Source organism: Prauserella oleivorans, from assembly GCF_042685745.1.
GTDB classification, from domain to species: domain Bacteria; phylum Actinomycetota; class Actinomycetes; order Mycobacteriales; family Pseudonocardiaceae; genus Prauserella_A; species Prauserella_A oleivorans.
The window spans coordinates 2,955,429-2,980,434 of sequence record NZ_JBHUNT010000001.1 but is presented as its reverse complement, the minus strand read 5'-3'; the positions used below and the strand labels follow the sequence as shown (position 1 = coordinate 2,980,434).

18 protein-coding genes are annotated in these 25,006 nt (G+C 70.5%); 8 read left to right on the top strand and 10 right to left on the bottom strand.

The annotated features are described in order from the left end of the window. Positions 1–26: 26 nt before the first annotated feature. From ACFSZT_RS14585 to benA, 5 genes are all read right to left on the bottom strand, one after another. Positions 27–2,666, bottom strand: coding sequence for a helix-turn-helix transcriptional regulator (locus tag ACFSZT_RS14585; protein ID WP_377392587.1), 2,640 nt, complete (start codon positions 2,664–2,666; stop codon positions 27–29). A gap of 9 nt (positions 2,667–2,675) precedes the next feature. Further along, positions 2,676–3,992, bottom strand: a complete 1,317-nt coding sequence (locus tag ACFSZT_RS14580; protein WP_377392589.1) for an MFS transporter — start codon at positions 3,990–3,992, stop codon at positions 2,676–2,678. 71 nt (positions 3,993–4,063) lie between these two features. Continuing rightward, positions 4,064–6,778 (bottom strand): benzoate 1,2-dioxygenase electron transfer component BenC, encoded by a 2,715-nt coding sequence (gene benC, locus ACFSZT_RS14575; RefSeq protein WP_377392592.1) that lies wholly within the window; start codon positions 6,776–6,778, stop codon positions 4,064–4,066. A 104-nt stretch (positions 6,779–6,882) separates the two neighbouring features. Next, positions 6,883–7,398 (bottom strand): benzoate 1,2-dioxygenase small subunit, encoded by a 516-nt coding sequence (benB, locus tag ACFSZT_RS14570; RefSeq protein WP_377392595.1) that lies wholly within the window; start codon positions 7,396–7,398, stop codon positions 6,883–6,885. 11 nt (positions 7,399–7,409) lie between these two features. Then, on the bottom strand, positions 7,410–8,792 hold the full coding sequence (gene benA, locus ACFSZT_RS14565) for a benzoate 1,2-dioxygenase large subunit (RefSeq protein ID WP_377392598.1): 1,383 nt from the start codon (positions 8,790–8,792) through the stop codon (positions 7,410–7,412). Between the two features lie 218 nt (positions 8,793–9,010). Between benA and ACFSZT_RS14560 the strand changes: the two genes are divergently transcribed. Genes ACFSZT_RS14560 through catC form a run of 4 tightly spaced genes read left to right on the top strand, consistent with a single transcriptional unit; the run spans position 9,011 to position 12,219 of the window. Then, positions 9,011–9,919: a LysR substrate-binding domain-containing protein gene (locus ACFSZT_RS14560; protein WP_377392601.1), complete on the top strand. Its 909-nt coding sequence runs from the start codon at positions 9,011–9,013 to the stop codon at positions 9,917–9,919. Next, a complete protein-coding gene (locus ACFSZT_RS14555) occupies positions 9,916–11,019 on the top strand; it encodes a mandelate racemase/muconate lactonizing enzyme family protein (RefSeq protein WP_377392603.1) in 1,104 nt (367 codons plus the stop codon). Before ACFSZT_RS14560 ends, ACFSZT_RS14555 begins: the two co-directional genes overlap by 4 nt. 35 nt (positions 11,020–11,054) lie before the next feature. Then, positions 11,055–11,909 (top strand): catechol 1,2-dioxygenase, encoded by an 855-nt coding sequence (catA, locus tag ACFSZT_RS14550; RefSeq protein ID WP_377392606.1) that lies wholly within the window; start codon positions 11,055–11,057, stop codon positions 11,907–11,909. A 28-nt stretch (positions 11,910–11,937) separates the two neighbouring features. Then, positions 11,938–12,219, top strand: a complete 282-nt coding sequence (catC, locus tag ACFSZT_RS14545) for a muconolactone Delta-isomerase (RefSeq protein ID WP_377392609.1) — start codon at positions 11,938–11,940, stop codon at positions 12,217–12,219. Between the two features lie 83 nt (positions 12,220–12,302). On the opposite strand, the gene ACFSZT_RS14540 is transcribed toward catC, so the two are convergent. Then, positions 12,303–13,214 carry a LysR family transcriptional regulator gene (locus tag ACFSZT_RS14540; RefSeq protein WP_377392612.1) on the bottom strand — a complete coding sequence of 304 codons (912 nt, stop codon included), beginning with the start codon at positions 13,212–13,214 and terminating at the stop codon, positions 12,303–12,305. 108 nt (positions 13,215–13,322) lie between these two features. Between ACFSZT_RS14540 and ACFSZT_RS14535 the strand changes: the two genes are divergently transcribed. Genes ACFSZT_RS14535 through ACFSZT_RS14520 form a run of 4 tightly spaced genes read left to right on the top strand, consistent with a single transcriptional unit; the run spans position 13,323 to position 20,384 of the window. Further along, positions 13,323–14,867, top strand: a complete 1,545-nt coding sequence (locus ACFSZT_RS14535; protein WP_377392615.1) for a 4Fe-4S dicluster domain-containing protein — start codon at positions 13,323–13,325, stop codon at positions 14,865–14,867. Between the two features lie 27 nt (positions 14,868–14,894). Then, positions 14,895–17,729, top strand: coding sequence for a molybdopterin-dependent oxidoreductase (locus ACFSZT_RS14530; RefSeq protein WP_377392618.1), 2,835 nt, complete (start codon positions 14,895–14,897; stop codon positions 17,727–17,729). Beyond that, the gene (locus tag ACFSZT_RS14525; protein WP_377392621.1) at positions 17,723–18,838 is read left to right on the top strand and encodes an Mrp/NBP35 family ATP-binding protein; all 1,116 of its coding nucleotides are present in this window, start codon (positions 17,723–17,725) and stop codon (positions 18,836–18,838) included. Before ACFSZT_RS14530 ends, ACFSZT_RS14525 begins: the two co-directional genes overlap by 7 nt. Before the next feature lie 13 nt (positions 18,839–18,851). Beyond that, positions 18,852–20,384: a SulP family inorganic anion transporter gene (locus tag ACFSZT_RS14520; RefSeq protein ID WP_377392624.1), complete on the top strand. Its 1,533-nt coding sequence runs from the start codon at positions 18,852–18,854 to the stop codon at positions 20,382–20,384. 28 nt (positions 20,385–20,412) lie between these two features. Here ACFSZT_RS14520 and ACFSZT_RS14515 read toward each other — a convergent pair whose 3' ends face one another. The 4 genes from ACFSZT_RS14515 to ACFSZT_RS14500 all read right to left on the bottom strand — a co-directional run bounded on the left by ACFSZT_RS14515 (position 20,413) and on the right by ACFSZT_RS14500 (position 24,902). Further along, positions 20,413–21,306 carry a succinate--CoA ligase subunit alpha gene (locus tag ACFSZT_RS14515; RefSeq protein WP_377392627.1) on the bottom strand — a complete coding sequence of 298 codons (894 nt, stop codon included), beginning with the start codon at positions 21,304–21,306 and terminating at the stop codon, positions 20,413–20,415. Next, positions 21,306–22,475, bottom strand: a complete 1,170-nt coding sequence (locus tag ACFSZT_RS14510) for a succinate--CoA ligase subunit beta (RefSeq protein ID WP_377392630.1) — start codon at positions 22,473–22,475, stop codon at positions 21,306–21,308. Before ACFSZT_RS14510 ends, ACFSZT_RS14515 begins: the two co-directional genes overlap by 1 nt. Before the next feature lie 3 nt (positions 22,476–22,478). Continuing rightward, on the bottom strand, positions 22,479–23,888 hold the full coding sequence (gene sauS / locus ACFSZT_RS14505; protein ID WP_377392633.1) for an acylating sulfoacetaldehyde dehydrogenase: 1,410 nt from the start codon (positions 23,886–23,888) through the stop codon (positions 22,479–22,481). Positions 23,889–24,098: 210 nt separating this feature from the next. Beyond that, positions 24,099–24,902 carry an IclR family transcriptional regulator gene (locus ACFSZT_RS14500; RefSeq protein WP_377392635.1) on the bottom strand — a complete coding sequence of 268 codons (804 nt, stop codon included), beginning with the start codon at positions 24,900–24,902 and terminating at the stop codon, positions 24,099–24,101. Between the last annotated feature and the right edge of the window lie 104 nt (positions 24,903–25,006).

Sequence of the window (25,006 nt, the reverse complement as noted above, 5' to 3'; positions counted from 1 at the left end):
GACACCGGGGTCGGCCACGCAGTGGTTCAAGACCGGTACCACACGGCCAGCTCGGCGCGGGACCGGATACCGAGCTTGGAGTAGATGCGCGTCAGGTGGTACTGCACGGTCTTCGGCGACAGGAACATCTCCGCGGCGACCTCCCGATTGGACAGTCCACGAGCGACCAGCTGGGACACCGCCTCTTCCTGTGGAGTCAGCCGGTCGTACCCGGCGCCGCGCTGCACGTGCACGCCCCCTGCCTTGAGCTCGCGGTCGCAGCGCTCGACGTAGGTCCGGGCGCCGAGCGCGGCGAAGGCGTCGCGCGCCGTGGTGAACAGCGTGTCCGCCTCGCGGCGCTTGCCTGCCCGGCGCAGGATCTGCCCGTAGGCGAAGCTCACCCGCGCCCGGTCGTAACGCAGCGGAAGGTTCTCCAGGATCTCCAGCGCCTCGTCGAACGCGGCCCTCGCCCCGGCCATGTCGCCCTGGGTCCCCAGCAGGCGTCCGCGCGCCGCGCCCAGCCGGGCCCGCGCCGACATCCGGTTCCGCTGCTCGGCACGGCGTTCGTGCCGCGTGAGGAAGGCATCGGCCTCCGCCGTCCTGCCCTCGAGGATCAGTGCGTGGGCGTACATGTCCGCCCATGGCCACTGCCCCGGCTCGTCGACGCTGCCACCCGCCCAGGGCATCGTCAGCGGCCGCAGCGCCCGCAGCACCCCGGCGGAGTCGGCTCGCGCCTCCGCGAGCTGGGCGCGCGCCAGGCACGAGGGCACGCGCATGATCTCGTAGTCCTGCGGTCCGGCGTCGGCGCGCCGCAACGCCTCCTCGGCGCGCTCCCAGTCGCCACGCAGGGCGTGCACGGCCACCGCGGTCCACGCCAGTAGCGGTCCGGCGAGCACGATCCCGGACCGGTCCAGCAGCGGCTCCGCCTCCGCGACAGTGCGCAGGGCCTCGTCCCACTCCCCCGTCATGAACTGTGCCCTCGCCAACCAGCCACGTGCCCACAGCGCGATGCGGGCGGACCCGCCGAGGAACCTGGTGGACACCGAGCTCTCCAGATCCACCCGTGCGTCGTCGAGGGCATCGACCATCAGGCTCAGCCAGCCGCGGCCCATGAGGATCCGCTGGGCCTGGGCGCCGTGCTGTACCCGCTCGGCGAGTTCGGCGTACCCGGCGAGTGCCTCGTCCGCACGGCCGATGCCGGCCAGGCCGAGTCCCCGGATCGCGGCCGACTCCACCGCGGCCGGCCGGTCCGCGGGCACCAGCGAGATCGCTCGCTCCGCCCAGTCCACCAGCTCCTCGGCGCGGCAGCGGGACAGCGAGTGCAGCACGTAGCGCTGGCAGATGAGCGCGGCGACGTCCGGGTCCCGCTCACTGTTGACGAGGTCCCAGGCCCGGCCGAGCCGCATCTCGGCCTCCGAGGCCCGGCCCCGCACGATCGCCAGGTACCCCAGCACGGCGTTGCGCAACGGTGTCTCCCGCAGGCTTTCCACCTCCGGGATCAGCGCGGCGGCCGCGAACGCGTCACCGGCGCCGATCAGGGCGTCCACAGCGCGGGTGAGGCGGCTTTCCCGTAGCAGCCGGTCATCGGTGAGGCGGCTGGCGTCCGACAGCAGGGAAGCCGCGACACCCCAGGCACCTTCGGCGGAGCGCTCGGTGGCCAGCTCGTCGAGGCGGTCCGCGACCGCCGCGTCCGGCACCGGCGAGGCGGCGACGAGCAGATGCATCCGGCGCACCGGGTCGTCGATGAGCTCGGCCGCCCGCCGGTGGGCGTCGGCCGCGGCGGCCGGTCCCATGGCGGCGAGCACGGCGGCGCGCACCATCGGGTCCGGCGGTCCGGCCTCGGTCAGGCCGTGCGGGGCGAATCGGACCAGCCCCGCGGCACACGCCTCGTCGAGCAGCGGGAGCACGTCACCGTCGACCCCGGCCAGCGACGCGGCATCGCGGACCGCCGTACCGGGGCCGAGGACGGCGATCGCCTCGACGAGCCGGCGAGCGTCCGGCGAGCAGGCCGCCAGGCTCTCGCGCACCCGCGCGGCGACCGCGGCGGGTGCGGGCAGGTCGGGGTCGAACCGGGCCCACGTCGACCGCGGCACCTCGGTGAGCAGCTGCACGACGTGGCGCGGGATGCCGCCGGTGTGCCGCCAGAGCCGTTCCGCCATCGACGGGTGCAGCAGGATGCCGTGCGCCGCGGCCAGTTCGCCCACCTCCGGGGCGGCGAGCGGGTCCAGCAACACCGTCGTGGTCGCGACGCGGTGCAGCAACTCGAGCGTCACCGCGGGGACGCGGGAGTCCCCGCTCACGCAAGTGGCCACGACGAGCAACCGGGCGTCGTGGTGATGCCGGACCGTCGACACCAGCGCCTGCAAGGACTCCGGGTCGGCCCACTGCGCGTCGTCCACAATGGCCAGTGTGGTGCCGGGCCCGAGGGCCGCGGTGAGGTCCCCGCCGGGCGCCAGTTGCTCCACGACCCCGAAGGCACGCCCGGTCTCCCAGTCGGCGCCTGCCGCCCGCAGCACCGGTCCGTCATGCCGGGCCGCGAGCTCGTCGGCCAGTGCGGTCCTGCCCACCCCGGACGGGCCGGTGACCAGCGCGAAGCCCGGACCATCCACCACGGCCCGCGCCGCGGCGCTCTCCAGGACGGTGAGCGCCGCGGCGCGGGCGATCAGCTGCGGGCGGCGGTGGACCACACGGTCACTCTAGGCGGGCTGGGGCGCGGCGCCGGTGAGGGGAACCTCCGCGTCGGCATGCTCCGGGCGCGGCACCAGGCCGGTGACGAGCGCCGCGACCAGCGCGATGCCGGCGAAGATGTAGAAAGCGGTCGTCCCGCCGAGCCCGGCGCCGACCAGGAACCCGCCGATGACCGGGCCGACGATCCCGCCGAGCCGGCCGAAGCCCGCGCACCACGCCACCCCCGCGGCCCGCGCCCGGGTCGGGTAGTAGTTGGACACGAGCCCGTAGACCAGCACCTGGGTGCCGATGGTGCCGACCCCGGCGACGGCGACCGCGAGCAGCAACGCGCCGAGTGGCAGGTCCAGCGGCAACAGGGCGAGCGTGACGGCGGCCAGGACGAAGGTGGTGACCACGACCCGTTTCGCCCCGGCCCGGTCGGCCCACAGCGACGCGAGCATGCCGCCGATGATCGCGCCGAGGTTGAGCACCAGCAGGAAGGCCAGCGAGTAGCTCTCGCCGTAGCCGTTGTCCTCCATGATCTTCGGCAGCCACGTGTTGAGCCCGTAGGTCAGCAACAGCCCGGCGAAGCTCATCAGGCCGAGCAACGCCGTCGGCCAAGCCAGCGCACGGGTGGCCAGCGCGGGGAAACCGACCCGGCCGGTCACCGCGGGCTCGACGACCAGCGGCACCCCGGTGCGCTCGGAGAGCGCCCGCGCCTGCTCCAGGCGGCCCCGGGCGGCGAGCCACTTCGCCGACTCGGGCAGCTTGGCGATCGCCAGCGGCAGCACCAGCACGATCGGCAGTGCGCCGACCCAGAACAGACCGCGCCAGCCCACGGCGTCGGTCAGCACGAGCGCCAGCACGGAGGCGAGCACCCCGCCGGCGGGCACCCCGCTGTACACGACCGCGTTCAGCCGGTTGCGCTGTCCGGGCGGGGCGAACTCCGCCACGAGCGCCCCGACGGTCGCCACGAGTGCGCCGACCCCGATGCCGGTGACGAACCGGCCGATGCCGAACGCCGTGACGTTCTGGGTCAGTGCCGTGGCTCCCATCCCGATCGAGAACCACGCCAGGTTGATGAGCATGATCCTGCGGCGGCCGATCCAGTCGCCCAGGCTGCCCGCGGCCAGGGCGCCGACGAGCACGCCGATCAGGGCGTAGCTCCCCAGAGCGCCGGCCTGGCCGGGGGTGATCGGGCCGAGCTGGGTCGGATCGTCGAGCAGGGTGGGCAGGACGGTTCCGTAGACCACCAGGTCGTAGCCGTCGAAGACGAGGGCGATCGTCGACAGGGCGACCACCCAGGACACGGTGCGCCGGCGCTTCGTTGCGTCGGTGTCGGTCATCAGGACTCCCGTATGAGGTTGTGGGGACCAAACGGCGGCCTCGGCGAGACCGCACGAGGAGGGGAGGCGGGTCAGCCGAGGTCGCCGCCCGCCACCGGCAGCACGGTGCCGGTGATGTAGGAGGCCTCGTCGGAGGCCAGGAACGTGATCGCGGCGGCCTGCTCGTCGAGCGTGCCGTAGCGCTTCATCAGCGACGAGGACACGGTCTGGTCGATGTGCGCCTGGAACCAGGCCTTCTCCTGCTCGGTCTCCAGCGCCGACCCGCCCCGGCTGATCCGCCGCGGCGGCGCCTCGGTGCCACCCGGCGCGGTCGCGACCACCCGGATGCCCGCGTCGGCGTACTCGAACGCCAGCGAGGCCGTGATGGCGTTGATCCCGCCCTTGGCCGCCGAGTACGGGATCCGGTGGATCCCGCGCGTCGCGGCCGACGACACGTTGACGATCACGCCACGCCCCTGCGCCACCATCGACGGCAGTGCGGCGCGGCACGAGTACAGCGTCGTCATGAGCGACCGGCGGATCTCGGCGTCGATCTGCTCCGGGGTGAACTCGGTGAACGGCTTGAACCAGATCGCCCCGCCCACGTTGTTGATGAGCACGTCGATCCGGCCGTACCGGGCGAGTGTCGCCTCGGCCACCGCCTGGGCGCCCTCGAAGGTCTCGAGGTCGGCGAGCACGGGCAGCGCCTCGCCGGTCAGCTCGTCGGCCACGCCGGTGACCAGGTCGGCACGGTCGGCGAGCACCACCGTGCCACCCTCGGCGCTGACCCGGCGGGCCACGCGCTCACCGATCCCCTGCGCGGCACCGGTGACCACGACGACCTTGCCGTCGAACCGGCCGGGACTGACGAACGCGGGCCGCCGCGCGGCCTTCGCGTCGTCCATCGCCCGTCGCATGGTGATCTTCGACCGCTCGGCGTGTTCGGCGACGAGGCGGCGGGCCTGCTGCCGGTCACCCGCCTCGAACGCGGCCACGATGTCCAGGTGGTCCTGGGTGCACCGCGGGTGGCACCAGGTGGCGTCCCGCAGCGTCTCCTCCATGTGGCCCTTCACGCCGAGCGCGCGGTAGGCCTGGAGCAGGTGCTCGTTGCCGGTGAGGGTGAACAGGTAGTCATGGAAGGCCGCGTTGGCCTCGGTGTACGCGGCCGCGTCGACGAACCGGTCACCGTCCACATAGGGCACGGCGGCCTCGGCCAGGAGCCGGTATCCGGCCAGCTGCTGCGAGGTGAGCCTGCCGATGGTGAGCTCCACGGCGCCCAGCTCGAGCGCCTGCCGTGCCTCGAACATGGCGTCGGACTCGTGCACCGACGGGTGTTCCTCGCCGATCTCGTACCCGGCCGGCGCGGGCGACACGAGGGGCGCGATGTCGTCCCGGGCGGGCAGCATCTCCTGCCCGGCGATGGACCGCGCCGCCGGAGCGGGACGCAGCGGCTCGCCCGGGTCGAGCGCACCGGTGCCACCGCCCGCCGGCCAGATGACCTGTCCGGCGATGGCGCGGGCCGTCGCCGCCTCCTCCGCTGCGGGGCGGGCGGTGCCGCCCCCCAGCGGGGTGTGCTCGGCCGGCGGGAAGACGGTCTGCCCGGCCAGGGCCCGGCTCGCCCCCGCCGCCGCCGGCTGAGGGGACAGGGCAGCCGGAGTGGCGGGGACGGCCGGGAGTTCCGGGGCGGCCGCGGGCGTCGTGGTCGCGGCCGGTTCGGCGGCGGGGGCCGGCGGCGGTGCGACGGGAGCGGCATCGGGTTCGGGCTCGGCCTTCGTCTCCACCGCGGCGGGCTCGGCCGCGGCGCTGGAGAGCGCGAACTTCTCGTAGTAGAACCCGGTCGGCTCGATCCCGACGTCGGCGAAGTGCTTGCGCACGGCCTCGACCATGGGCGGCGGGCCGCACAGGTACACCGCCACGTCGCCGCCGTGCAGGTGTTCGTCGCGGATCAGGCTGGTCACATACCCCTTGTTCGGGGCCGTGCTGTCCGGGTCGGCGACGCAGTAGTCCCACGTCAGCCCCTCGACCTGGGCGGCAAGCTCGGCGAGGGTGTCCATCTCGACGAGGTCGTCGTCGGTGGTGACGCCGTAGATGAGGTGCGCGGGCCGCGTGGACCCGGCGGCGCGCATGGTCCGCACGATCGACAGGATCGGCGCGAGCCCGGTGCCCCCGGCCAGCAGCAGCACCGGCCGGTCGGCCTCGCGCAGGAAGAAGCTGCCGTTCGGGCCGGTGAAGCTCAGCTCGTCCCCCGGCTTCGCGCGCTCGGTCAGGTAGTCCGACATGACGCCGCCCGGCGTGATCTTGACCAGGAACGTCAGTTCCTTGTCGTCCGGGGCGTTGCTGAACGAGTACGAGCGTGTCTGACCGGTGCCGGGAACCTCGATGTTGACGTACTGGCCGGGCAGGAACGCCAGCTTGTCGCGCTCCGGCGTCTGCAGCGTCAGCGCGACGGTGGTCGGGGACAGCCGTTCCAGCGCCGTGATCGTGGCCGGGTAGGTCGCCGCCTGGGTCTTGGCGACCGCCGAGGTGCTGGCGATCTGCAGCACGAGGTCGGACTTCGGCTTCATGCTGCAGGGCAGCACGTAGCCGCGCGAGGCCTCATCGGGGGTGAGGGCGTCGTCGATGTAGGTGCCGCCGTCGTAGGAACCGGACTCGCAGAACGCCTTGCACGTGCCGCACGCGCCGTCGCGGCAGTCCAGCGGGATGTTGATGCGCTGCCGGTAGGACGCGTCGGCCACCGTCTGGTCCGGCTCGCACGTGATGAAGCGGGTGACACCGTCCTCAAAGGACAGTGCGACCTGGAAAGCCATGGTGACTCCTGGTTTTGTGAGTCTTTCGAAGCGGCGGGCCGCTTACGCCACGCGAGCAACCGGCGCCGCGGCCCGCGCCGCTTCGCAAGAAACCACAGACGGTTTCAGATGTGGTAGATGTCGACGACGTGGTGGATGTAGTCGTTCTTGAGGATCACGGTCTTGCGCCGGATGAGCGGTGACTCACCGGAGAAGTCGATCGTGTAGAACGACGTCCCGTAATACGGGTCCACGGTCTTGTACCGGAAGTACATGGTGTGCCAGTTGAACCGCACGTCCACGATGTCACCTCGGCGCTCGATCAGCTCCACGTTGGTGATGTTGTGGCTGGTGCGCGGCTCCGGGATGGACGTCGCGCTGGAGCGCTCGGTCCGGATGCGGAACACCCGGTCCTCCAGCCCGCCCTTGTTCGGGTAGTAGATGAGCGAGATGTCGGTCTGCGGGTTCTCCGTCAGCAGGTCGTCGTCGCCCCAGGAAGGCATCCAGAACACGACGTCGTCGGCGTAGCAGTCGAGCCACTTCTCGAACTCGCGGTCGTCGAGGTAGCGCGCCTCGCGGTAGAGGAACTGCTCGATGTCGGTCTGGGTGATGGTCTTCTGCTCGGTGGGAACGGTGGTCATCGGGTGGCTCCTCAGGCGGTGGTGGACTCGGACGTCGACGACTGGGCGCGCTCCTTGGCGAGCGCGGCGCGCAGTGTCTCGCGCCAGTAGCCGTGCTGGACCGGGTACAGGCCCTCGTCCTCGTTGCGCTGCCCGGCGGAGATCACGTCCTTCATGCCGAGTGCCTGGGCGACCTCGTCCGGACCGTCGAGCCAGTGCTCGGCGCCGCGGCTCATGTCGTTCCACGGCGCGGCGCTCGCGCGGAAGGTGAGCTGGCAGGAGCGGAACTCCTCCAGGTCGTCGGGTGTGGCCATGCCGGAGGCGTTGAAGAAGTCCTCGTACTGGCGGATCCGCCAGGCCCGCGCCTCGGGGCTCTCGCCCTTCGGTGCGATGCAGTAGATCGTCACCTCGGTCTTGTCCGGCGCGATGGGCCGGAAGTGCCGGATCTGCGTGGAGAACTGGTCCATCAGGTAGACGTTGGGGTACAGGCACAGGTTGCGGGACCCCTTGACCATGAACTCGCCCTTGGCGTCGCCGTACTCCTTCTTCAGCTTCTCCATGCTGTTCCAGAGTGGACGGTCCTGGGGGTTGCCCGCCCACGTCCACAGGCACAGGTGGCCGTGCGGGAAGGACCAGTAGCCGCCGCCGGACTTGCCCCAGCTGCCCGCGTCGAGGGTCTTGGTCTCGTTCTTGGACTCGCCGGTGTTGCGGCGGGCGGTGGTGGCGGCGTAGTTCCAGTGGGTCGCGGTGACGTGGTAGCCGTCGGCGCCGTTCTCGGCCTGCACCTTCCAGTTGCCGTCGTAGGTGTAGGTGGAGGCGCCACGCAGCACCTCCAGCCCCTCCGGGGACTGGTCGACCAGCATGTCGATGATCTTGGTGGTGTCGCCGAGGTGCTCCTCCAGCGGCAGCACATCGGCGTTGAGGCTGCCGAACAGGAACCCGCGGTAGCTGTCGAAGCGGGCCACCTTGGTCATGTCGTGGGAGCCGTCGGTGTTGAACGAGGCCGGGTAGCCGGCGCCCTCGGGGTCCTTGACCTTGAGGAGCTTGCCGTCATTGCGGAAGGTCCAGCCGTGGAACGGGCACGTCAGCGTCATCCTGTTGTCGGTCTTGCGGCGGCAGACCATCGCGCCCCGGTGCGCGCAGGCGTTGATGAGGCAGTGCAGCTCGCCGTCCTTGTCGCGCGTGATCACCACCGGCTGGCGCCCCATGTAGGTGGTGAAGTAGTCGCCCGGGTTCGGGATCTGGCTCTCGTGTGCGAGGTAGATCCAGTTGCCCTCGAAGATGTACTTCATCTCGAGTTCGAAGATCTCCTCGTCGGTGAAGATCCGGCGATTCGCCCGGTAGATCCCGGCGTCGCGGTCCTCGATGACGGCGTCGGCGAGGACGGCCGACAGGTGGTCCAGGGTCTCGGTCATTGAAACCTCCAACGGCCTCATCAGCACTGATCGGCTCTGCGTGTTCTCCCGACCATGACAACCGGCGGCGACGGCTACACCAGGCGATTACCTAGTCCTGACCCAGGGTGGTATTAATCGATGCCGTCTATCAATCAAGCCAAATCTGCTCCTTGTCTTGACTCAATATCCGTATCTACGGTGAATCAATCGACGAGGAGCAGGAGGGAGGCCCGGCCATGGAGCTACGTCACCTGCGCTACTTCACGGCGGTGGCCGACACCTGCCACTTCGGGAAGGCGGCCGAGCGCCTGCACATGGCGCAGCCCGCCCTCTCGCACGCGATCCGGCAGCTGGAGGCCGAGCTCGGAGCTCCCCTGTTCACCCGCACCACCCGGCAGGTCCGGCTCACCCCGGCCGGGGAGTTCCTGCTCGGCGAGGCCCACCGGGTGCTCGACACCGTCGAGGACAGCGTCCGCGGCGTCCGCCGCATCGCCGAGGGCAGGCTCGGCCTGGTGCGGGTCGGCTTCACCGGCACGTCGGCGTACTCGCACCTGCCCCGCATCGCCCGCGCGGTGAAGCAGGAGCTGCCCGGGGTCGCCGTGGAGGTCCGCGCGGACCTGCTCACCCCGGCCCAGTGCGAGAGCCTGCGCACCGGCGACCTGGACCTGGGCGTGCTCCGCCCGCCCGCGCGGGGCGACGACATCGACCTGCACACCCTGGAGGTCGAGCCGCTGATCCTCGCCGTCCCCGCCGACCACCGGCTCGCGGTCGAGCCCGTGGTGTCGATGGCCGATCTGCGCACCGAGAGCTTCGTGAGCTACGCCAGCAAGGACTCCGTGGTCAACGACGCCGTCCTGCGCAGCTGCGAGGCCGCCGGGTTCAGCCCGCACCGCGAGCACGAGGCGGCAGGCACCGCCGTCCAGCTGGCGCTGGTCGCCGGCGGGCTCGGCATCGCGGTGCTGCCCGCGTCGGCCCGCGCGCTGCCACTGGCGGGAGTCGTGTTCCGCGACCTCGCCGACGCCGGCACCGTCGAGCTTGCCCTCGCCTGGCGCCGGGACAACGACTCTCCGCTCGTCCGGGCGGTCCTCGACGTCCTCGAGGCCGCCCTCGCCCCGCAAGCACAAGCATCCGAGGTCAGCTCATGAAGATCACGCGCGTGGAGGCGATCCCGTTCGCCATCCCGTATCGCAAGCCGCTCAAGTTCGCCTCCGGCGAGGTCCACGTGGCCGAGCACGTGCTCGTGCGCGTGCACACCGACGACGGGATCATCGGGGTCGCCGAGGCGCCGCCACGGCCGTTCACCTACGGCGAGACGCAGGCCGGGATCATCGAGGTGATCGACAAGATCTTCGCCCCGCAGGTGGTGGGCCTGAGCCTGCTGGAACGCGAGACCATGGCGGCCCGGCTGGCCCGCACCGTGGGCAACCCAGCGGCCAAGGCCGCGATCGACATGGCCGTCTGGGACGCGCTCGGCCGCACGCTGAACGTGCAGGTCTCCGAGCTGCTGGGCGGGTACACCGACCGGATGCGCGTGTCGCACATGCTCGGCTTCGACGAGCCCGCGGCGATGGTCGCCGAGGCCCAGCGGATGCGGGAGCAGCACGGCATCACGACGTTCAAGGTGAAGGTGGGGCGCCGGCCGGTCAGCCTGGACACCGCCGTCGTGCGGGCCCTACGCGAAGGGCTGGGCGACGACATCGAGCTCTACGTCGACGGCAACCGCGGCTGGACGGCGTCGGAGTCGGCGGCCGCCATGAAGGAGATGGCCGACCTCGGTCTGCTGTTCGCCGAGGAACTGTGCCCGGCCGACGACGTGCTCGGGCGGCGCTGGCTGGTCTCCCAGCTGGACGTGCCCTTCATCGCCGACGAGTCGGCGGTGACCCCCGCCGACGTGACCCGCGAGGTCCTCGCCGGCTCGGCCACCGCGATCAGCATCAAGATCGCGCGGACCGGCTTCACCCACTCCCAGCGGGTGCACCACCTGGCGGAGGGGCTGGGCCTGGAGGTCGTGATGGGCAACCAGGTCGACGGCCAGCTCGGCTCCATCTGCACTGTCGTGTTCGGCGCGTCCTACCGGCTCACCTCACGCCGGGCGGGCGAGCTGTCGAACTTCCTCGACATGACCGACGACCTGCTCACCGAACCGCTGGAGATCCACGACGGTGAGCTGACCATCCGTCCCGGCGCCGGGCTCGGGGTCGAGATCGACCCGGACAAGCTCGCCCACTACCGCCAGGACACCTGAACTCCCCTGGAAAGCAAGGAATCAAGGAGGATCCCATGACCGCCACCCACCACGCACCCGCGGCCGCCGAGTCGGGTGCGAGCGCCACCCAGCGGTTCAAGGCGGACAAGTTCGCCAACGTCGCGGACACGCCGAAGGAGCGCGTCGACCTGCTGGCCCGCGAGGTGCTCTCGGCCGTGCACGAGACCATCCGCAAGCACAAGGTCACCTACGACGAGTACAACGCGCTCAAGGCGTGGCTGATCCAGGTCGGCGAGGACGGCGAGTGGCCGCTGTTCCTCGACGTGTGGGTCGAGCACGTCGTCGAGGAGGTCGCGACCGAGCACCGGAAGGGCAACAAGGGCACCATCGAGGGCCCCTACTACGTGCCGAACGCGCCGGAGCGGGGCTCGCGGGGTTCGGTGCCGATGCGGGAGAACGAGTCCGGCACGCCGCTGGTCTGGACCGGCACGGTCACCTCGGTCGACGGCACGCCGCTCAAGGACGCGAAGGTCGAGCTGTGGCACGCCGACGCCGACGGCCTGTACTCGCAGTTCGCGCCGGGCATCCCGGAATGGAACCTGCGCGGCACCTTCTCCGTCGAGGAGGACGGGTCGTTCGAGATCCACACCATCAAGCCCGCGCCCTACCAGATCCCGACCGACGGCGCGTGCGGCAAGCTGATCGCCGCGGCCGGCTGGCACGCCTGGCGCCCGGCGCACCTGCACGTCAAGGTGTCGGCACCGGGCCACGAGCTGCTGACCGCTCAGCTCTACTTCCCGGGCGACGAGCACAATGACGACGACATCGCCTCGGCCGTGAAGCCGGAGCTGATCCTCGACCCGAAGCCGGCCGGTGACGGCACGGAGACGGTGTCGTACAGCTTCGTGCTCGACCCCGAGCGGTCCTGACACGCGAGAACGAGAAGGAGACTCACCCATGCTGTTCCACGTCCGGATGGATGTGCACCTCCCCACCGACCTCGACCCGGAGGTCCGCGCCGACATCGTCGCGCGCGAGAAGGCCTACAGCCAGAAGCTGCAGCGCGAGGGGAAGTGGCCGCACCTGTGGCGCATCGTGGGTGAGTACTCCAACATCTCGATCTTCGACGTGGAGTCCAACGACGAGCTGCACGACCTGCTCTCGGGTCTGCCGCTGTTCCCGTACATGGACATCAAGGTCACGCCCCTGGCCACGCACCCGTCGAAGGTGCGGGACTGACGTCTCCCGACGTTCCCGACGGCGGCTCCGCGATTCGCGGGGCCGCCGTCGGTGTCTGGGTGGGTGAGGTCCTGACGTGTCGCTCAGATCTGCGCGCCAGTCGCGGCGACGACGTCCCGCAGGACCGGCGACAGGCGCTCACCGGAACGGAGCACCAGCCGCAGCCGCCGTCGCAAGTCCAGACCAGCGGTCGGAACGACCACCACCTTGCCGTGCGCGATGTCCTCCGCCAGCGCCAGGGAGCTGAGCACGGCAGGCCCGATGTCGGCCTCGACGGCGGCCTTGATCGCGGTCGTCGACGAGAGCTCCATGATCGGCTCGGGCCGTTCCAGGTAGCCGAGCCGTTCCAGCTCGTGGTCGAGGACATAGCGGGTACCCGAACCGGACTCCCTGGTGATCAATGGGGTCGCTGCGAGTTCGCCCGCGCGCACCGGCTTGCGACGCCGGGCCCACGGGTGGTCGGGATGGACGACGAGTCGCAGCTCGTCTTGCGCCACCACAAACGAGTCGAGCCCTTCGAGAGGCTCGACTCCCTCCACGAAGCCGAGGTCGGCTTCCCCTCGCAGCAGCAGCTCGACGACCTTGGCCGAATTGACGACCTGCAGGCCGATGGTCGCCGCGGGCAGCCGTCTGCGCAGTTCGGCGAGCCAGCCAGGCAGCAGATACTCGGCGATGGTCATGCTGCACGCCAACTGAACCCGGCTCGCCTGCTGGTCTCGCAGGGCCGCGACTCCCGCGTCCAGCTCGGCCGCGGCGTCGACGACCCGCCCCGCCCAGTCGGCGATAACGGCTCCCTCGTCCGTCAGCCGGGATCCCGTCGCTGAACGCACGATGAGCGGTAGCCCCAGGAGCCGCTCCATATTCCGGATCCGCGAGGCAGCCGCCGGCTGCGTAATACCGTGCTCGCGGGCGGCTTTGCCCAGGCTGCCGAGGCGCGCGACGCTGAGCAACAGGTCCAGCGCACCGATCTCCGGCACCCTCGGTGGTAGCGGCACCACCTCACCGTAGTCCAAAACGAGACTTGGGGGTACCCAGATTCGACGCCGGTACCCGCGTGGCGCGGACGGGGTTAGCGTCACGGTGCGTCGTTAATCGGAGGTGCCATGCGCTACGGCTTCGCGATCGACCAGCGCACGTGCATCGGCTGCCATGCCTGCACAGTAGCGTGCAAGACCGAGCACGAAGTCCCGGTTGGACAGTTCCGGACCTGGGTCAAGTACGTCGAGTCCGGCGAATTTCCCGCGACCACTCGAGATTTCGGCGTCATGCGCTGCAACCACTGCAGCGACGCGCCGTGCGTCACGATCTGCCCCACGCAGGCGCTGTTCAAGCGCGACGACGGCATCGTCGACTTCGACAACGAGCGGTGCATCGGGTGCAAGGCGTGCATGCAGGGGTGCCCCTACGACGCCATCTACATCGATGAGGACACGCACACGGCCGCCAAGTGCAATTTCTGCGCCCACCGCATCGACGAGGACCTGGAGCCGGCGTGTGTCGTGGTTTGCCCGACCCATTCGATCTGGGTCGGTGACCTCGACGATCCCGACAGCGGCATCGCGAAACTCGTCAACGAGAACCCGGTACAGGTGCGAGCACCAGAGCAGAACACCAGGCCCAACGTGTTCTACCTCGGCGCCGACCGGGCGGTGCTCGACCCGCTGGCGGCACCGACGGGCGACACCTACCTGTGGGCCCGCCCCGACGAGCACCGCCGCAGCGCCTCCCGGGACCTGCGTACCGATCCGGTGACCAAGGCGCGGACGACCCTCAACACCGCTCACCCACGCCCGTGGGGCTGGCGCGTCACGACCTATCTGTGGACCAAGGCGTTCGCCGCCGGCGCGATGCTGATCGCGGCACTCGCCCACCTGCTCGGCATCGATCTCGGCGTGACCGGCGACGTCGTGGCCCCGGCGCTGGGCGTCGCCGGTGTCGCTATCACCGGAGCACTACTGGTGTGGGACCTCAAACGGCCCGAGCGTTTCCTGTACATCCTGCTCAAGCCCAACCCACGCTCCTGGATGTTCTGGGGCGCGATCGTGCTCGCCGCGGGCGCGACATTGTTCACGGCCTGGCTTGCCGTCGGCGTGCTGGCCACGTCCGGTGTCCTGGACGGGCCGACGGCGGACGCCGTGCTGACCGGTCTCGCCGTGCCGGCACTGCCGGCCGCGGCCATGACGGCCGGCTATACGGCGTTCCTGTTCGGGCAGGCCGAGGGTCGGGACCTGTGGCAGTCGCCGCTGCTGTTCTGGCAGCTCGTCGCGCAGGCGTTCATGGTGGGCGGCGGCGTGCTGTCCCTCGCGGCCATGGCGGCGGGAGCCGGCGCGGAGGCCCGCAGCGCCATACTGGCCGCCCTGGTGCTCGGCACTGCCACGCACGTGGTGATGGTGCTCTTCGAGTACCTCGGCCGGCACAGCAGCGCCCACGCCGCCGCCGCGGCACACATGGCGACCGCCGGCCGCTATGCGCGGCTGTTCTGGGCCGGAGGCCTCGGGCTCGCGGTCCTCGGAGGGGCTCTGGGGACGGTGTCCTGGGCAGGTGGTCCGCTGGTGATCGCCGCATTCGGCGGTGTGCTCGTCCAGGCCGCCCTGCTCGCCTACGAAAGCGTATTCGTCCGCGCAGGACAGGACGTTCCGTTGTCCTGAAGAGCCTTGCCCGAAAGGAGCCACACCATGGGCGGGATCGACCCGGCACTGCCAGGAGCACGCAGTCACGAGCACCTGTGCAACTTCCCCCCGGTTTCCGACTGGGACAACCACGTGGAGTACGACGCGAAGGCGCACCCGCGCAAGGTTCCCCACACCTACCTCCTCGTGCCGACGACGTGCTTCAACTGTGAGAGCGCGTGCGGGCTTCTGGCCTATGTGGACAAGGACGATCTGTCCGTCAAGAAGCTCGAAGGCAACCCGGCCCACCCGGGCTCGCGCGGCCGCAACTGCGCCAAGGGGCCCGCGACGATCAACCAGATCAACGACCCCGAACGGATCCTGTACCCACTGCGGCGCACCGGGGAACGGGGCGGCGGAGGCTGGGAACAGGTTAGCTGGGACACCGCACTCGACGACATCGCGGCCCGCATCCGCAAGGCCATCGCCGACGACCGGCACAACGAGATCATGTACCACGTCGGCCGGCCGGGCGAGGACGGTTTCGCCGAACGGTTCCTCACCGCGTGGGGCGTCGACGGGCACAACACGCACACCAACATCTGCTCCTCGGGCGCCCGCTTCGGAATGTCACTGTGGACGGGGTACGACCGGCCCTCGGCCGACCACGCGAACGCCAAGGTCATCCTCTTACTGTCGAGCCACCTGGAGACCGGGCACTACTTCAATCCGCACGCCCAGCGGATCATGGAGGGCAAACAGTCCGGCGCCAAGCTGGCGGTGCTGGATCCGCGCATGTCCAACACCGCCTCGCACGCCGACCTGTGGCTGACGCCGTGGCCCGGCAGTGAGGCGGCGATCCTGCTGGCGGTGGCGTCGTACCTGCTGCGCACCCGGCGCATCGACAAGGAGTACGTCCGCAGGTGGTTCAACTGGCAGACCTACCTGGCCGAGTGCCATCCCGGCGCGCCGTCCGACTTCGAGACCTTCCTCGACCGCATCACCGAGGACTACGCCGGCTACACGTTCGCCTTCGCGGCGGAGGAAGCGCAGATTCCGGCGGACCGCATCGCCGAGCTCGCCGAGCTGGTCGCCGACTGCGACGGCAGGCTGTCGGCGCACGTCTGGCGTGCGGCGTGCGCGGGCAACCTCGGCGGCTGGCAGGTGGCCCGGGCGTTGTGGTTCGTCCTGGCGCTGACGGGCAGCATCGGTCGCCGAGGCGGCACCAGCCCGAACGGATGGCACAAGTTCATCCCGCACGGGCCGAACATGCCGCAGCCCCACGAGCGCTGGAACGAGCTCATCTGGCCGCGTGAGTATCCCTTGTCCACCAACGAGATGTCCTTCCTGCTCCCCCACTTCCTCGCCGAGGGTCGCGGACGGCTGGAGGTCTACTTCTCCCGGGTCTACAACCCGGTGTGGACCAACCCCGACGGGTTCACCTGGATCCAGGCCATGACGGACGAGGACAAGATCGGTCTTCATGTAGCGCTCACGCCGACGTGGTCAGAGACCGCGGAGTTCGCCGACTACGTCCTGCCGATGGGGCACGCAAGCGAGCGGCACGACACGCATTCCTACGAAACCCACGCAGGGCGCTGGCTGGGTTTCCGCCAGCCGGTCCGACGCGTGGCGATGGACCGCCTCGGACTGCCTTACACCGACACGCGCGACGTCAATCCCGGCGAGGTCTGGGAGGAGAACGAGTTCTGGTTCGAGCTGTCGTGGCGGATCGACCCGGACGGCGAACTGGGCATCCAGCAATATTTCGAGTCCCCGTACCGCCCGGGCGAGAAGATAACGGTCGACGAGTACTACCGGTGGATCTTCGAGAACCGGGTGCCGGGGCTGCCGAAGAAGGCGGCCGACGAAGGCATGGAGCCCCTGGAGTACATGCGGCGCTACGGCGTGGCCTCCCTCGATGACGAGGTGTACCGCGTCGACGAACGCCCTCCTGCTCAGGAACAGCTGGAGAACGCGACCGCAGGGCCGGACGGCGTCCTGCGCACTCCGGTCACACTCGACGCGGTGCCCCCGGTGGTCGGCGAGGCGGGCGCCGTCGGGGTGCTCCACGAGGACGGGACGGCGACCGTGGGCTGGCCGACCCCCTCGCGAAAGCTGGAGGTCTATTCCACCGCGATGCGCGATTGGGGCAGGCGCGAGCACGCCACCCCCGGCTACATCCGGTCACATGTCGCACGTGGCGAGGTCGATCTCGATGCCGGAGAGGTCGTCCTCGTGCCGACGTTCCGGCTGCCCACGCTCATCCACACCCGCTCCGGCAATGCCAAGTACCTCAACGAGATCTCGAACTCGCACCCGCTGTGGCTCAACTCGCTCGACGCCGCACGGCACGGTGTCGTCACCGACGACCTCGTGCGCGTGAACACCGAGATCGGCTACTTCGTCGCACGGGTGTGGGTCACCGAGGGCATCCGGCCCGGCGTATGCGCGCTGTCCCACCACATGGGCCGCTGGCGGTTGCATCCCGGGGAAGGCAGCCGGTGGACCACGGGCATGGTCGAGCTCTCGCACCCGGACGGTGAACACACGTGGCTGCTGCGTCACCGCGGGGGCATCGGGCCGTTCGACTCGGCCGACCCGGACTCGGGTCGCATCGACTGGACCGACCCCGGCGTACATCAGAACCTCGCGTTCCCCGTGCACCCCGACCCGGATTCCGGGATGCACTGCTGGTTGCAGAAGGTCCGGCTCGAGCACGCGCACCCCGACGACCGTTACGGCGACGTCTACGTCGACACCCGGCGGTCCGCGGAGGTGTACCGGGAGTGGCTGGCGAAGGCCCGTGCCGACGTGGGACCCGGCGGCCAGCGCCGGCCCGAGTTCATGATGCGGCCGCTCGCCCCGACCCGGCGCGCATACCGGGTGCGGGAATGCTGACCCGGCGTGCCCGTGCGGCGATCGACGAATCCACGCTCCGGGCAGCCGTCGCCGCCGTCGAAGACCCCGAGATCCGCCGGAGCATCGCAGAGCTCGGCATGCTGCGCTCGGTCAGCACCGACCGCAAGGGGACGGCACACATCGAGGTGGCACTCACAACACCCGCGTGTCCGCTCCGGGATCGCCTGCGGGCCGATGTGACCGCGAGCGCGGCAGCGGTCGACGGCGTCACCGGCGTCGAGGTGACGTTCACGACGCTGTCCGAGCACGACCGCCTCGCTCTGGCCCAGCGCCTGCGCCGAGCGCAGCCTGGGCCCCTGGACTCCGGCACCCTCGTCTACGCCGTGGCCAGCGGCAAGGGCGGCGTCGGCAAGTCCTCCGTCGCGGCGAACCTCGCGGTCGCCCTCGCCCGCCAGGGCAAGCGGGTCGGCCTGCTCGACGCGGACGTGTGGGGCTATTCGGTACCCCAGCTGTTCGGAGTCCGGCGCAGTCCCGTCGCAGTGAAGGGCCTCATGCTGCCGATCGAGGCCTACGGGGTCCGGCTGATGTCGGTGGGTTTCCTCGTCGGTGACGGCGAGCCCGTGGTCTGGCGTGGTCCCATGCTGCACAAGGCGCTCGAGCAGTTTCTGTCCGATGTGCACTGGGGGGAGCTCGACGTACTCCTGCTGGACCTGCCGCCCGGCACCGGCGATGTGACGCTGTCGCTGCTGGAACTCGTGCCCCGCGCCGCCCTGCTCGCCGTCACGACGCCACAGCCGACGGCGCAAACCGTCGCGTCCCGGGTAGGACGGATGGCGCGGGACATGGGAATGCCCGTGGCCGGCATCGTCGAGAACATGTCCACCGTCGTGTGCGGTGACTGTGGCACGCCGAGCGCGCTGTTCGGAACAGGTGGCGGCAGGCGCCTGGCCGATGAACTCGGCACCGAACTGCTCTCCGGCATCCCACTCGACCCGGCGCTGCGACAGGCTTGTGACGACGGTGTCCCCGTTGTCGCAGGCGCGCCGCAGACTCCGTCCGCGCTGGCGCTGTCGGCTCTCGCCACCCGGCTGCCGGCGGTGCGGCGCAGCCTCGCGGGGGTCGCGCTGCCGCTGTCGGTCGTCGGTTGAGGCGGTGACGCCCGTGGGCGGAACGCGGCGCGCTACGGCGCGGACGCTGATGTACGACGCGGTCGCCGGAGTGAGCGTGGCCATGGTCGGCATTCCCCAGTCGTTGGCCTACGCCGAGCTGGCCGGGATGCCGCCCGTCGCGGGGCTCTACGCGGGCGCCCTGCCGCCCGTGCTGGCGGCGCTGTTCGCGTCGTCGCCGTACCTGCAGACCGGCCCGGTCGCGATCACCGCGCTCTTGACGGCGGGAGCGCTCGGTTCGCTCGCCACCCCAGGAAGCCCCGAGTATGTCGGGCTCGGCCTCGCACTCGCCCTCGTCGTCGGCGTGGTCCGCGTCGGCCTCGGCCTGCTGCGAGGCGGCTGGCTGGCGTACCTGATGTCGCAGCCCATGCTGCTCGGTTTCGTACCCGCCGCGGCCGTGCTCATCGCGGCCTCCCAGCTACCGAAAGCGCTGGGCGCGGCACCGCCCGGCGCGGGCAACGAGATCGTCGCGGCGGGGTGGACACTGCTGCACCCCGGCCAGTGGAGCCTGCCCGCGCTCGCCGTCGCGGCCGCCACCGCGCTGGTGATCGTCGGCGCGCGCCGGATCCACCCGCTCGTTCCGGGGGTGCTCCTGGCCGCGGTGGCGGGCATCGGACTCACGATGCTCGGCGGCTACCCCGGCGCCGTCGTCGACCACATCCCCGCCGGTCTCCCGCCCTTCACCCTCGACGGCATCCCCTGGCACCGGCTGCCCGAACTGCTCTTGCCCGGCGCGATCATCGCGCTCGTCGGGTTCAGCGAGGCGGCATCGATCGCGCGGCGATTCGCGGCCGAGGACGGGACCCACTGGGACTCGAACCGAGAGTTCCTCAGCCAGGGTGTGGCCAACCTCGCCGCGGCCGCGGTCGGTGGCATGCCCTGCGGCGGATCGTTCTCCCGCAGTTCGGTGAACCGGATGTCCGGGGCGAGGACGCGATCGTCGGGCGCGATCACCGGTGCGACCGTGCTGGCGTTCCTTCCGTTCGCCGCGGTGCTCGAGCCACTTCCTCTCGCCGTGCTGGGAGCGATCGTCATCCTGGCCGTCACCGGTCTGCTGCGCTTCCGGCCGCTGGTGCGGCTGTGGCGGATCTCGCCGCCGCAGGCGGCCATCGCGTGGGCGACGTTCCTCGCCACGCTGGTGCTGGCGCCACGGCTCGATCTGGCCGTGCTGCTCGGGATCGGGCTGTCGATCCTCGTGTTCCTGTGGCGCTTGCTGCAACTCGATGTCGACATCGCGGTGCGGCAGGGTGTCGTCACGATCGCGCCGCGCGGCGTGCTGTGGTTCGGGACGGCTCAGCGACTCGACGACCTGCTCCTCGACGTGCTGGCCAAACATCCTGACGCAGCACGGCTGGTGCTCGACCTGACCCGTCTCGGCCGGATCGACACCACCGGAGCGCTGGCTCTACGCTCAGCGGTGGACCGGGCCCGCGACGCGGACCTCGACGTCGACGTGCGGGGCATCCCACCGCAGTCGCGTCGGCTGACCGACCTGATCCTCACGCCCCGGACCAGCCCGCTGGAATGACGCGGGCCGGTCCGGGAACGGGCACCCCTCAGGCGGCAGCTGTGCGGCCCGGCGACACCCCGGCGGCCCGCAGCGCGGCTCCGATGCCGCTCGGCAGGTCGACAACGGTCGCCCCCGCGGCCGTCAGCGCGTCCACCTTCGACGCTCCACTGCCTTTGCCCGCGCTTACGATCGCGCCGGCGTGCCCCATCCGTCGGTCCGGCGGGGCGGAGCGGCCCGCGATGAACGCGACCACGGGCTTGTTCATCGTGGCGACGTAGGCGGCGGCGTCCTCCTCCATCGAACCGCCGATCTCGCCGACGAGCACGACCGCATCGGTACGGTCGTCGGCATCGAGCTCCCGCACCGCGTCCAGCGTCGTGGTGCCGAGTATCGGGTCTCCGCCGATGCCGATGAACGCCGACTGCCCGTATCCGGCAGCCACGAGATTGAGGGCCACGAGCGTGCCCAGACTGCCACTGCGCGAGATGACCCCGATCGAGCCGGGCTGAAAGATGTTGGTCGCGAAGCCCGGCATGATGCCCACCGACGCGACGCCGGGTACGACCAGGCCCGCGGTGTTCGGCCCGAGCACCTGCGCCCCCGCGTCGCGGGCGTCGGCCAGCACGTGCATGACGTCCTGATAGGGCACGTGCTCGGTCAGCAGCACGATCTTCCGCACCCCGGCGGCCACGGCGTCGCTCGCGGCCTTGCGCACGGCGAGCGGCGGGACGAACAGCACCGACACGTCGAGCCGGTGGCTGCGCGCGGCCTCGGCGACCGAGTCGTACACCGGTACACCGCCGACCGTCCGGCCGCCCTTGCCCGGGCTCGCCCCGGCGACGATCCGGGTTCCGCACTCGGCCATGCGCTCGGCCCAGAACGAACCCTGTCGTCCGGTGAGGCCCTGCACGATCACGTTGTCGTGTTCGGAGACCAGCATCAGCCCGCCACCTTCCCCCGCGCCGGGGTGTCGTCGGCACCGGCCGCGTCGATTGCCGCGCGCACGGCGTCGTCCATCGTGTCGTAGGGTTCGACGCCCAGCTGTTCCCGCACCAGGCGGATGGCCTTGTCCTCGCCCGTTCCGTGGATCGAGAAGAAGATCGGCACGTCCGGGCAGAGTTCCTCGATGGCCGAGAGCACCCCGCCGGTCATCACGTCGGTGCGGGCGAAGGCACCGCAGAAGTTCACCACCAGGCTGCGCACCCGCGGGTTGTCCAGGACGAGCTGCAACGCCGGCGTCGCTTTCGTGTAGGCGTCGCCGCCGATCTCCAGGAAGTTCGCGGGCCTGCCACCGTAGTGGTTGATGGCGTCGAGCGTGGTCATGGTCAGCCCGGCGCCGTTGGCCAGCACCCCGATCTCGCCGTCGAGTTCGAGGAACTGCAGGCCCAGCGCACGCCCGCGGCGTTCGAGCACGGTACCGCCCTCGTCCTCGTGGGCGAGCACCTCGGAGAGCAGTTCCTCGTGCCTGCTCACCGCACCAGGGTCGATCGTGATCTTGCTGTCCAGCGCCACGACCTCGCCCGCCGACGTCACCACGAGGGGGTTGATCTCGACCAGTTCGGCGTCGATGTCGCGATACAGCCGGTACATCGCCAGCAGCGCGGCGGTCACCGTGTCCTGGACGTCCTGGGGCAACCCGCCTACGAGCCCGCGTGCGGCGGCCTCGGTGAGACCGGACCGGATGTCCACGGCTCGCCTGCGGATGGCCTCGGGGTCGCGGGCGCCGACCTCTTCGATGTCCATCCCGCCCTCGGCCGAGAACAGCACCAGCGGGCCCTTGCTCGCGGGGTCGTTGAGCACCGCCGCGTAGAGCTCGGTGCGGATGTCGGCGCACTCCTCGACGAGCAGGGTGTCGACGACCGTGCCGGCCAGCTCGTGGCCCAGCAGGTCCGCCGCGGCCGCCTGCGCCTGCTCTGGCGTGTCCGCGAAGCGGATCCCGCCGGACTTGCCCCGCTTCCCCGCCGGAATCTGCGCCTTCAGCGCGACGCGGGTAGCCAGCGCCGCGGCGGCCTGCCGTGCGCCGTCGGGTGTCGTGACGACACGTCCGCGCGGCACGGGCAGACCGGCCTGCGCGAGGAACTGCTTGCCCTGGTGTTCCAGTAGCTTCATCCGTCACCGCCCGTAGGTTTCGAGGTAGCGGCCCCACAGTTGTTCCTCGGTGGGAATGCGGGGCGGGATGACGCGGGCCAGCCGCGTGATGTTGAGGAAATGCCGGTAGGACAGGTTGTCGCTGATGCTGTTGCCCGCCCAGGTCCCGGCGCCCATCGTGAGGGTGAAGCCGAGACCGTTGTCGAAGCCTCCGCCGGTACCGAAGCAGTGGGCCTGGTTGACCAGCACGCGCGCCACCCGCAGCCGCTCGGCGACCATCCGGGCGTGCTCCTCGCTGCGGGTGTGGATCCCGCAGGAATGTCCCGCGCCCTGGTAGTCGAGCAGCTGCTGGATCCGCTGGAGCGCGTCGTCGAGCCGCCCGAACCGGTAGACGGTGAGCACCACCGACAGCTTCTCGCCACTGAACGGGTACTCGGGACCGACCCCCTCCTCCTGCACCATGAAGAAGCTCGCCGACCGGGCGGCCGGCGAGTCCAGACCGGCGAGTGCCGCGAGCTTGCCGGGCGGCTGTGCGGTCACGGCCGGGCTGAGCTTGCCGTTCGGCCACATCACGCCGGCCAGGCGCTCCTTCTCCTCACTGGTCAGCAGGTACCCGCCCTGGTCCTCGAGCGCCCGGAGCGTGGCGTCGTAGACGGTGTCGTGGATGTGTACGGAGTTCTCCGACGAGCAGCTCGTGGCGTAGTCGAACGTCTTGCTCCGCCGGATCTTCTCGGCCGCGTCGGCGATGTCGGCGTCGGCGTCGACGATCACCGGGGCGTTTCCCGCACCCACCCCGATCGCCGGAGTACCACTGCGGTAAGCCTGCCGGACGTTGCGCTGCGATCCCGTGACGACGACGAGGTCGGCCTGACTCATCAGTTCGTTGGTCAATGCCTTGCTCGGCTCGGCCACATACTGCACCAGGTCGCGCGGCGCGCCGACCTTGTCGAGCTCGGCATGGATGTACTCGACGAGCAGCCGGCATGTGGACGCCCCTTTCGGGGACGGCGAGAGGATGACGGCGTTGCGACCCTTGAGCGCCATCATGGTCTTGTTGGCCGGGGTGGCGGCGGGGTTCGTCGAGGGGCACACTGCAGCCACCACGCCGACCGGCTTGGCGTACTCGGTGATTCCCGTCGCAGGATCCTCCCGGATCACCCCGACCGATTTGACTCCGGTGAGGTCCCGCAGTGTGCCGAGGGTCTTGCGCTGGTTCTTCGCGACCTTGTCCTCGGCGTTGCCAAGTCCGGTGTCGCGGACGGCGATCTCCGCGAGCTCACGCGCGCGGTCCGGCCGGTAGATGGCCCACGCGGCGCCCGCCACCACGTCGTCCACCCGTTGCTGGTCGAAGTCCTCGAACACCGCCTGCGCCGCTCTGGCCCTGGCCACGAGTGCGGCGACGGTCTCTGCGGCGGAGGTGTCCTGTGTATCCATGGCCCGCGTCCCTTCTGACGTGGCCGCGCGTCGTCGCGACGCTGCGACTGGCTGAGCACACACCTGGCCGGCAACCCGGCGTCGACCTCCCACGGTATTTCACAATGTGGTAGGTAATCCCACAACCTACGAGGCCCGCCCGGGCGCGTCAACGCCCCTGACCACCGGCGGAATTGTGTGCTGAGTCACTCCATAGAGGGAAACGGGCCCTCAGAAGCTGTGCCCCGGCGGCAGGAGGGTCGAGATCTCCTTGGCAGCCCGGACTGCCTCGGGGCCGAGATCCTCGAGCCGCTCGTCGGGAACCCGGACGGCGGGCGCTTGGATAGCGATGGCCGCCCTGGCGATTCCGCTCCCGTCGCAGATCGGCGCACCGACGCAGCGCACCCCGAGGTTCGAGTCCTCGTTGTCGATGCTCCACCCGCGGACCCGGATCCGCTCGAGTTCCGCGCGGAGATCCTTCGGCGAGACGATGGTGTTGGGCGTGAACCGTTCCAGCTTCTTGACGCCTCGCAACGCCAGCTGCTCTGCCTCGGGATTGAACGCCAGCAGCACCTTGCCCATCGCGGAGGCGTGCAGGGGAACGCGCGTGCCCGGCGGCTGGGTGAACCGCAGCGGCGCGGGCGATTCGATCCGTTCGACCACGACGGCGGCATCCCCGGACAGCACACCGAGATTGACCGACTCTCCCGTGTTGGCCGACACCTGCTGCAGCACCGGGTATACGACGTCCAACCCGAAGTTACGGTGCGCGGCCTGGCCGAGCAGCAGCGCCCCGGTACCCAGGTAATAGCGCTCGTTGTCCTCGTTCTGGGCGAGGTAGCCCTCACTGACCAGCGCTCGCACGATGCGGTGCGTCGTACTGAGGTTGAGGCCGAGCTCCTTGGCGATCGTGCCGACCCCGAGGTCGCCGCGGCGCTGCTGGAACAGCCTCAGTACGGCGAAAGCACGCGAAATCGTCTGCGCGCCGACGATGGGCCCGGCGTTGCGCGGCCCCCCATTGCCCTCAGCCGACATGGCACCTCCTATCACATATTGGAAGAAGCTTACCCCGGATCGTTGACACCCGTTTTCCACTCCTCTAGCGTCGTGTGTGGAATATCGTGTCATATATTGGAATA

Bases quoted from the DNA above. Each gene is read 5' to 3' on its own strand.
- ACFSZT_RS14580 (WP_377392589.1), bottom strand. From the start codon at position 3,992: ATGACCGACACCGACGCAACGAAGCGCCGGCGCACCGTGTCCTGGGTG.
- benC (WP_377392592.1), bottom strand. From the start codon at position 6,778: ATGGCTTTCCAGGTCGCACTGTCCTTTGAGGACGGTGTCACCCGCTTC.
- benB (WP_377392595.1), bottom strand. From the start codon at position 7,398: ATGACCACCGTTCCCACCGAGCAGAAGACCATCACCCAGACCGACATC.
- benA (WP_377392598.1), bottom strand. From the start codon at position 8,792: ATGACCGAGACCCTGGACCACCTGTCGGCCGTCCTCGCCGACGCCGTC.
- ACFSZT_RS14560 (WP_377392601.1), top strand. From the start codon at position 9,011: ATGGAGCTACGTCACCTGCGCTACTTCACGGCGGTGGCCGACACCTGC.
- ACFSZT_RS14555 (WP_377392603.1), top strand. From the start codon at position 9,916: ATGAAGATCACGCGCGTGGAGGCGATCCCGTTCGCCATCCCGTATCGC.
- catA (WP_377392606.1), top strand. From the start codon at position 11,055: ATGACCGCCACCCACCACGCACCCGCGGCCGCCGAGTCGGGTGCGAGC.
- catC (WP_377392609.1), top strand. From the start codon at position 11,938: ATGCTGTTCCACGTCCGGATGGATGTGCACCTCCCCACCGACCTCGAC.
- ACFSZT_RS14535 (WP_377392615.1), top strand. From the start codon at position 13,323: ATGCGCTACGGCTTCGCGATCGACCAGCGCACGTGCATCGGCTGCCAT.
- ACFSZT_RS14530 (WP_377392618.1), top strand. From the start codon at position 14,895: ATGGGCGGGATCGACCCGGCACTGCCAGGAGCACGCAGTCACGAGCAC.
- ACFSZT_RS14525 (WP_377392621.1), top strand. From the start codon at position 17,723: ATGCTGACCCGGCGTGCCCGTGCGGCGATCGACGAATCCACGCTCCGG.
- ACFSZT_RS14515 (WP_377392627.1), bottom strand. From the start codon at position 21,306: ATGCTGGTCTCCGAACACGACAACGTGATCGTGCAGGGCCTCACCGGA.
- ACFSZT_RS14510 (WP_377392630.1), bottom strand. From the start codon at position 22,475: ATGAAGCTACTGGAACACCAGGGCAAGCAGTTCCTCGCGCAGGCCGGT.
- sauS (WP_377392633.1), bottom strand. From the start codon at position 23,888: ATGGATACACAGGACACCTCCGCCGCAGAGACCGTCGCCGCACTCGTG.
- ACFSZT_RS14500 (WP_377392635.1), bottom strand. From the start codon at position 24,902: ATGTCGGCTGAGGGCAATGGGGGGCCGCGCAACGCCGGGCCCATCGTC.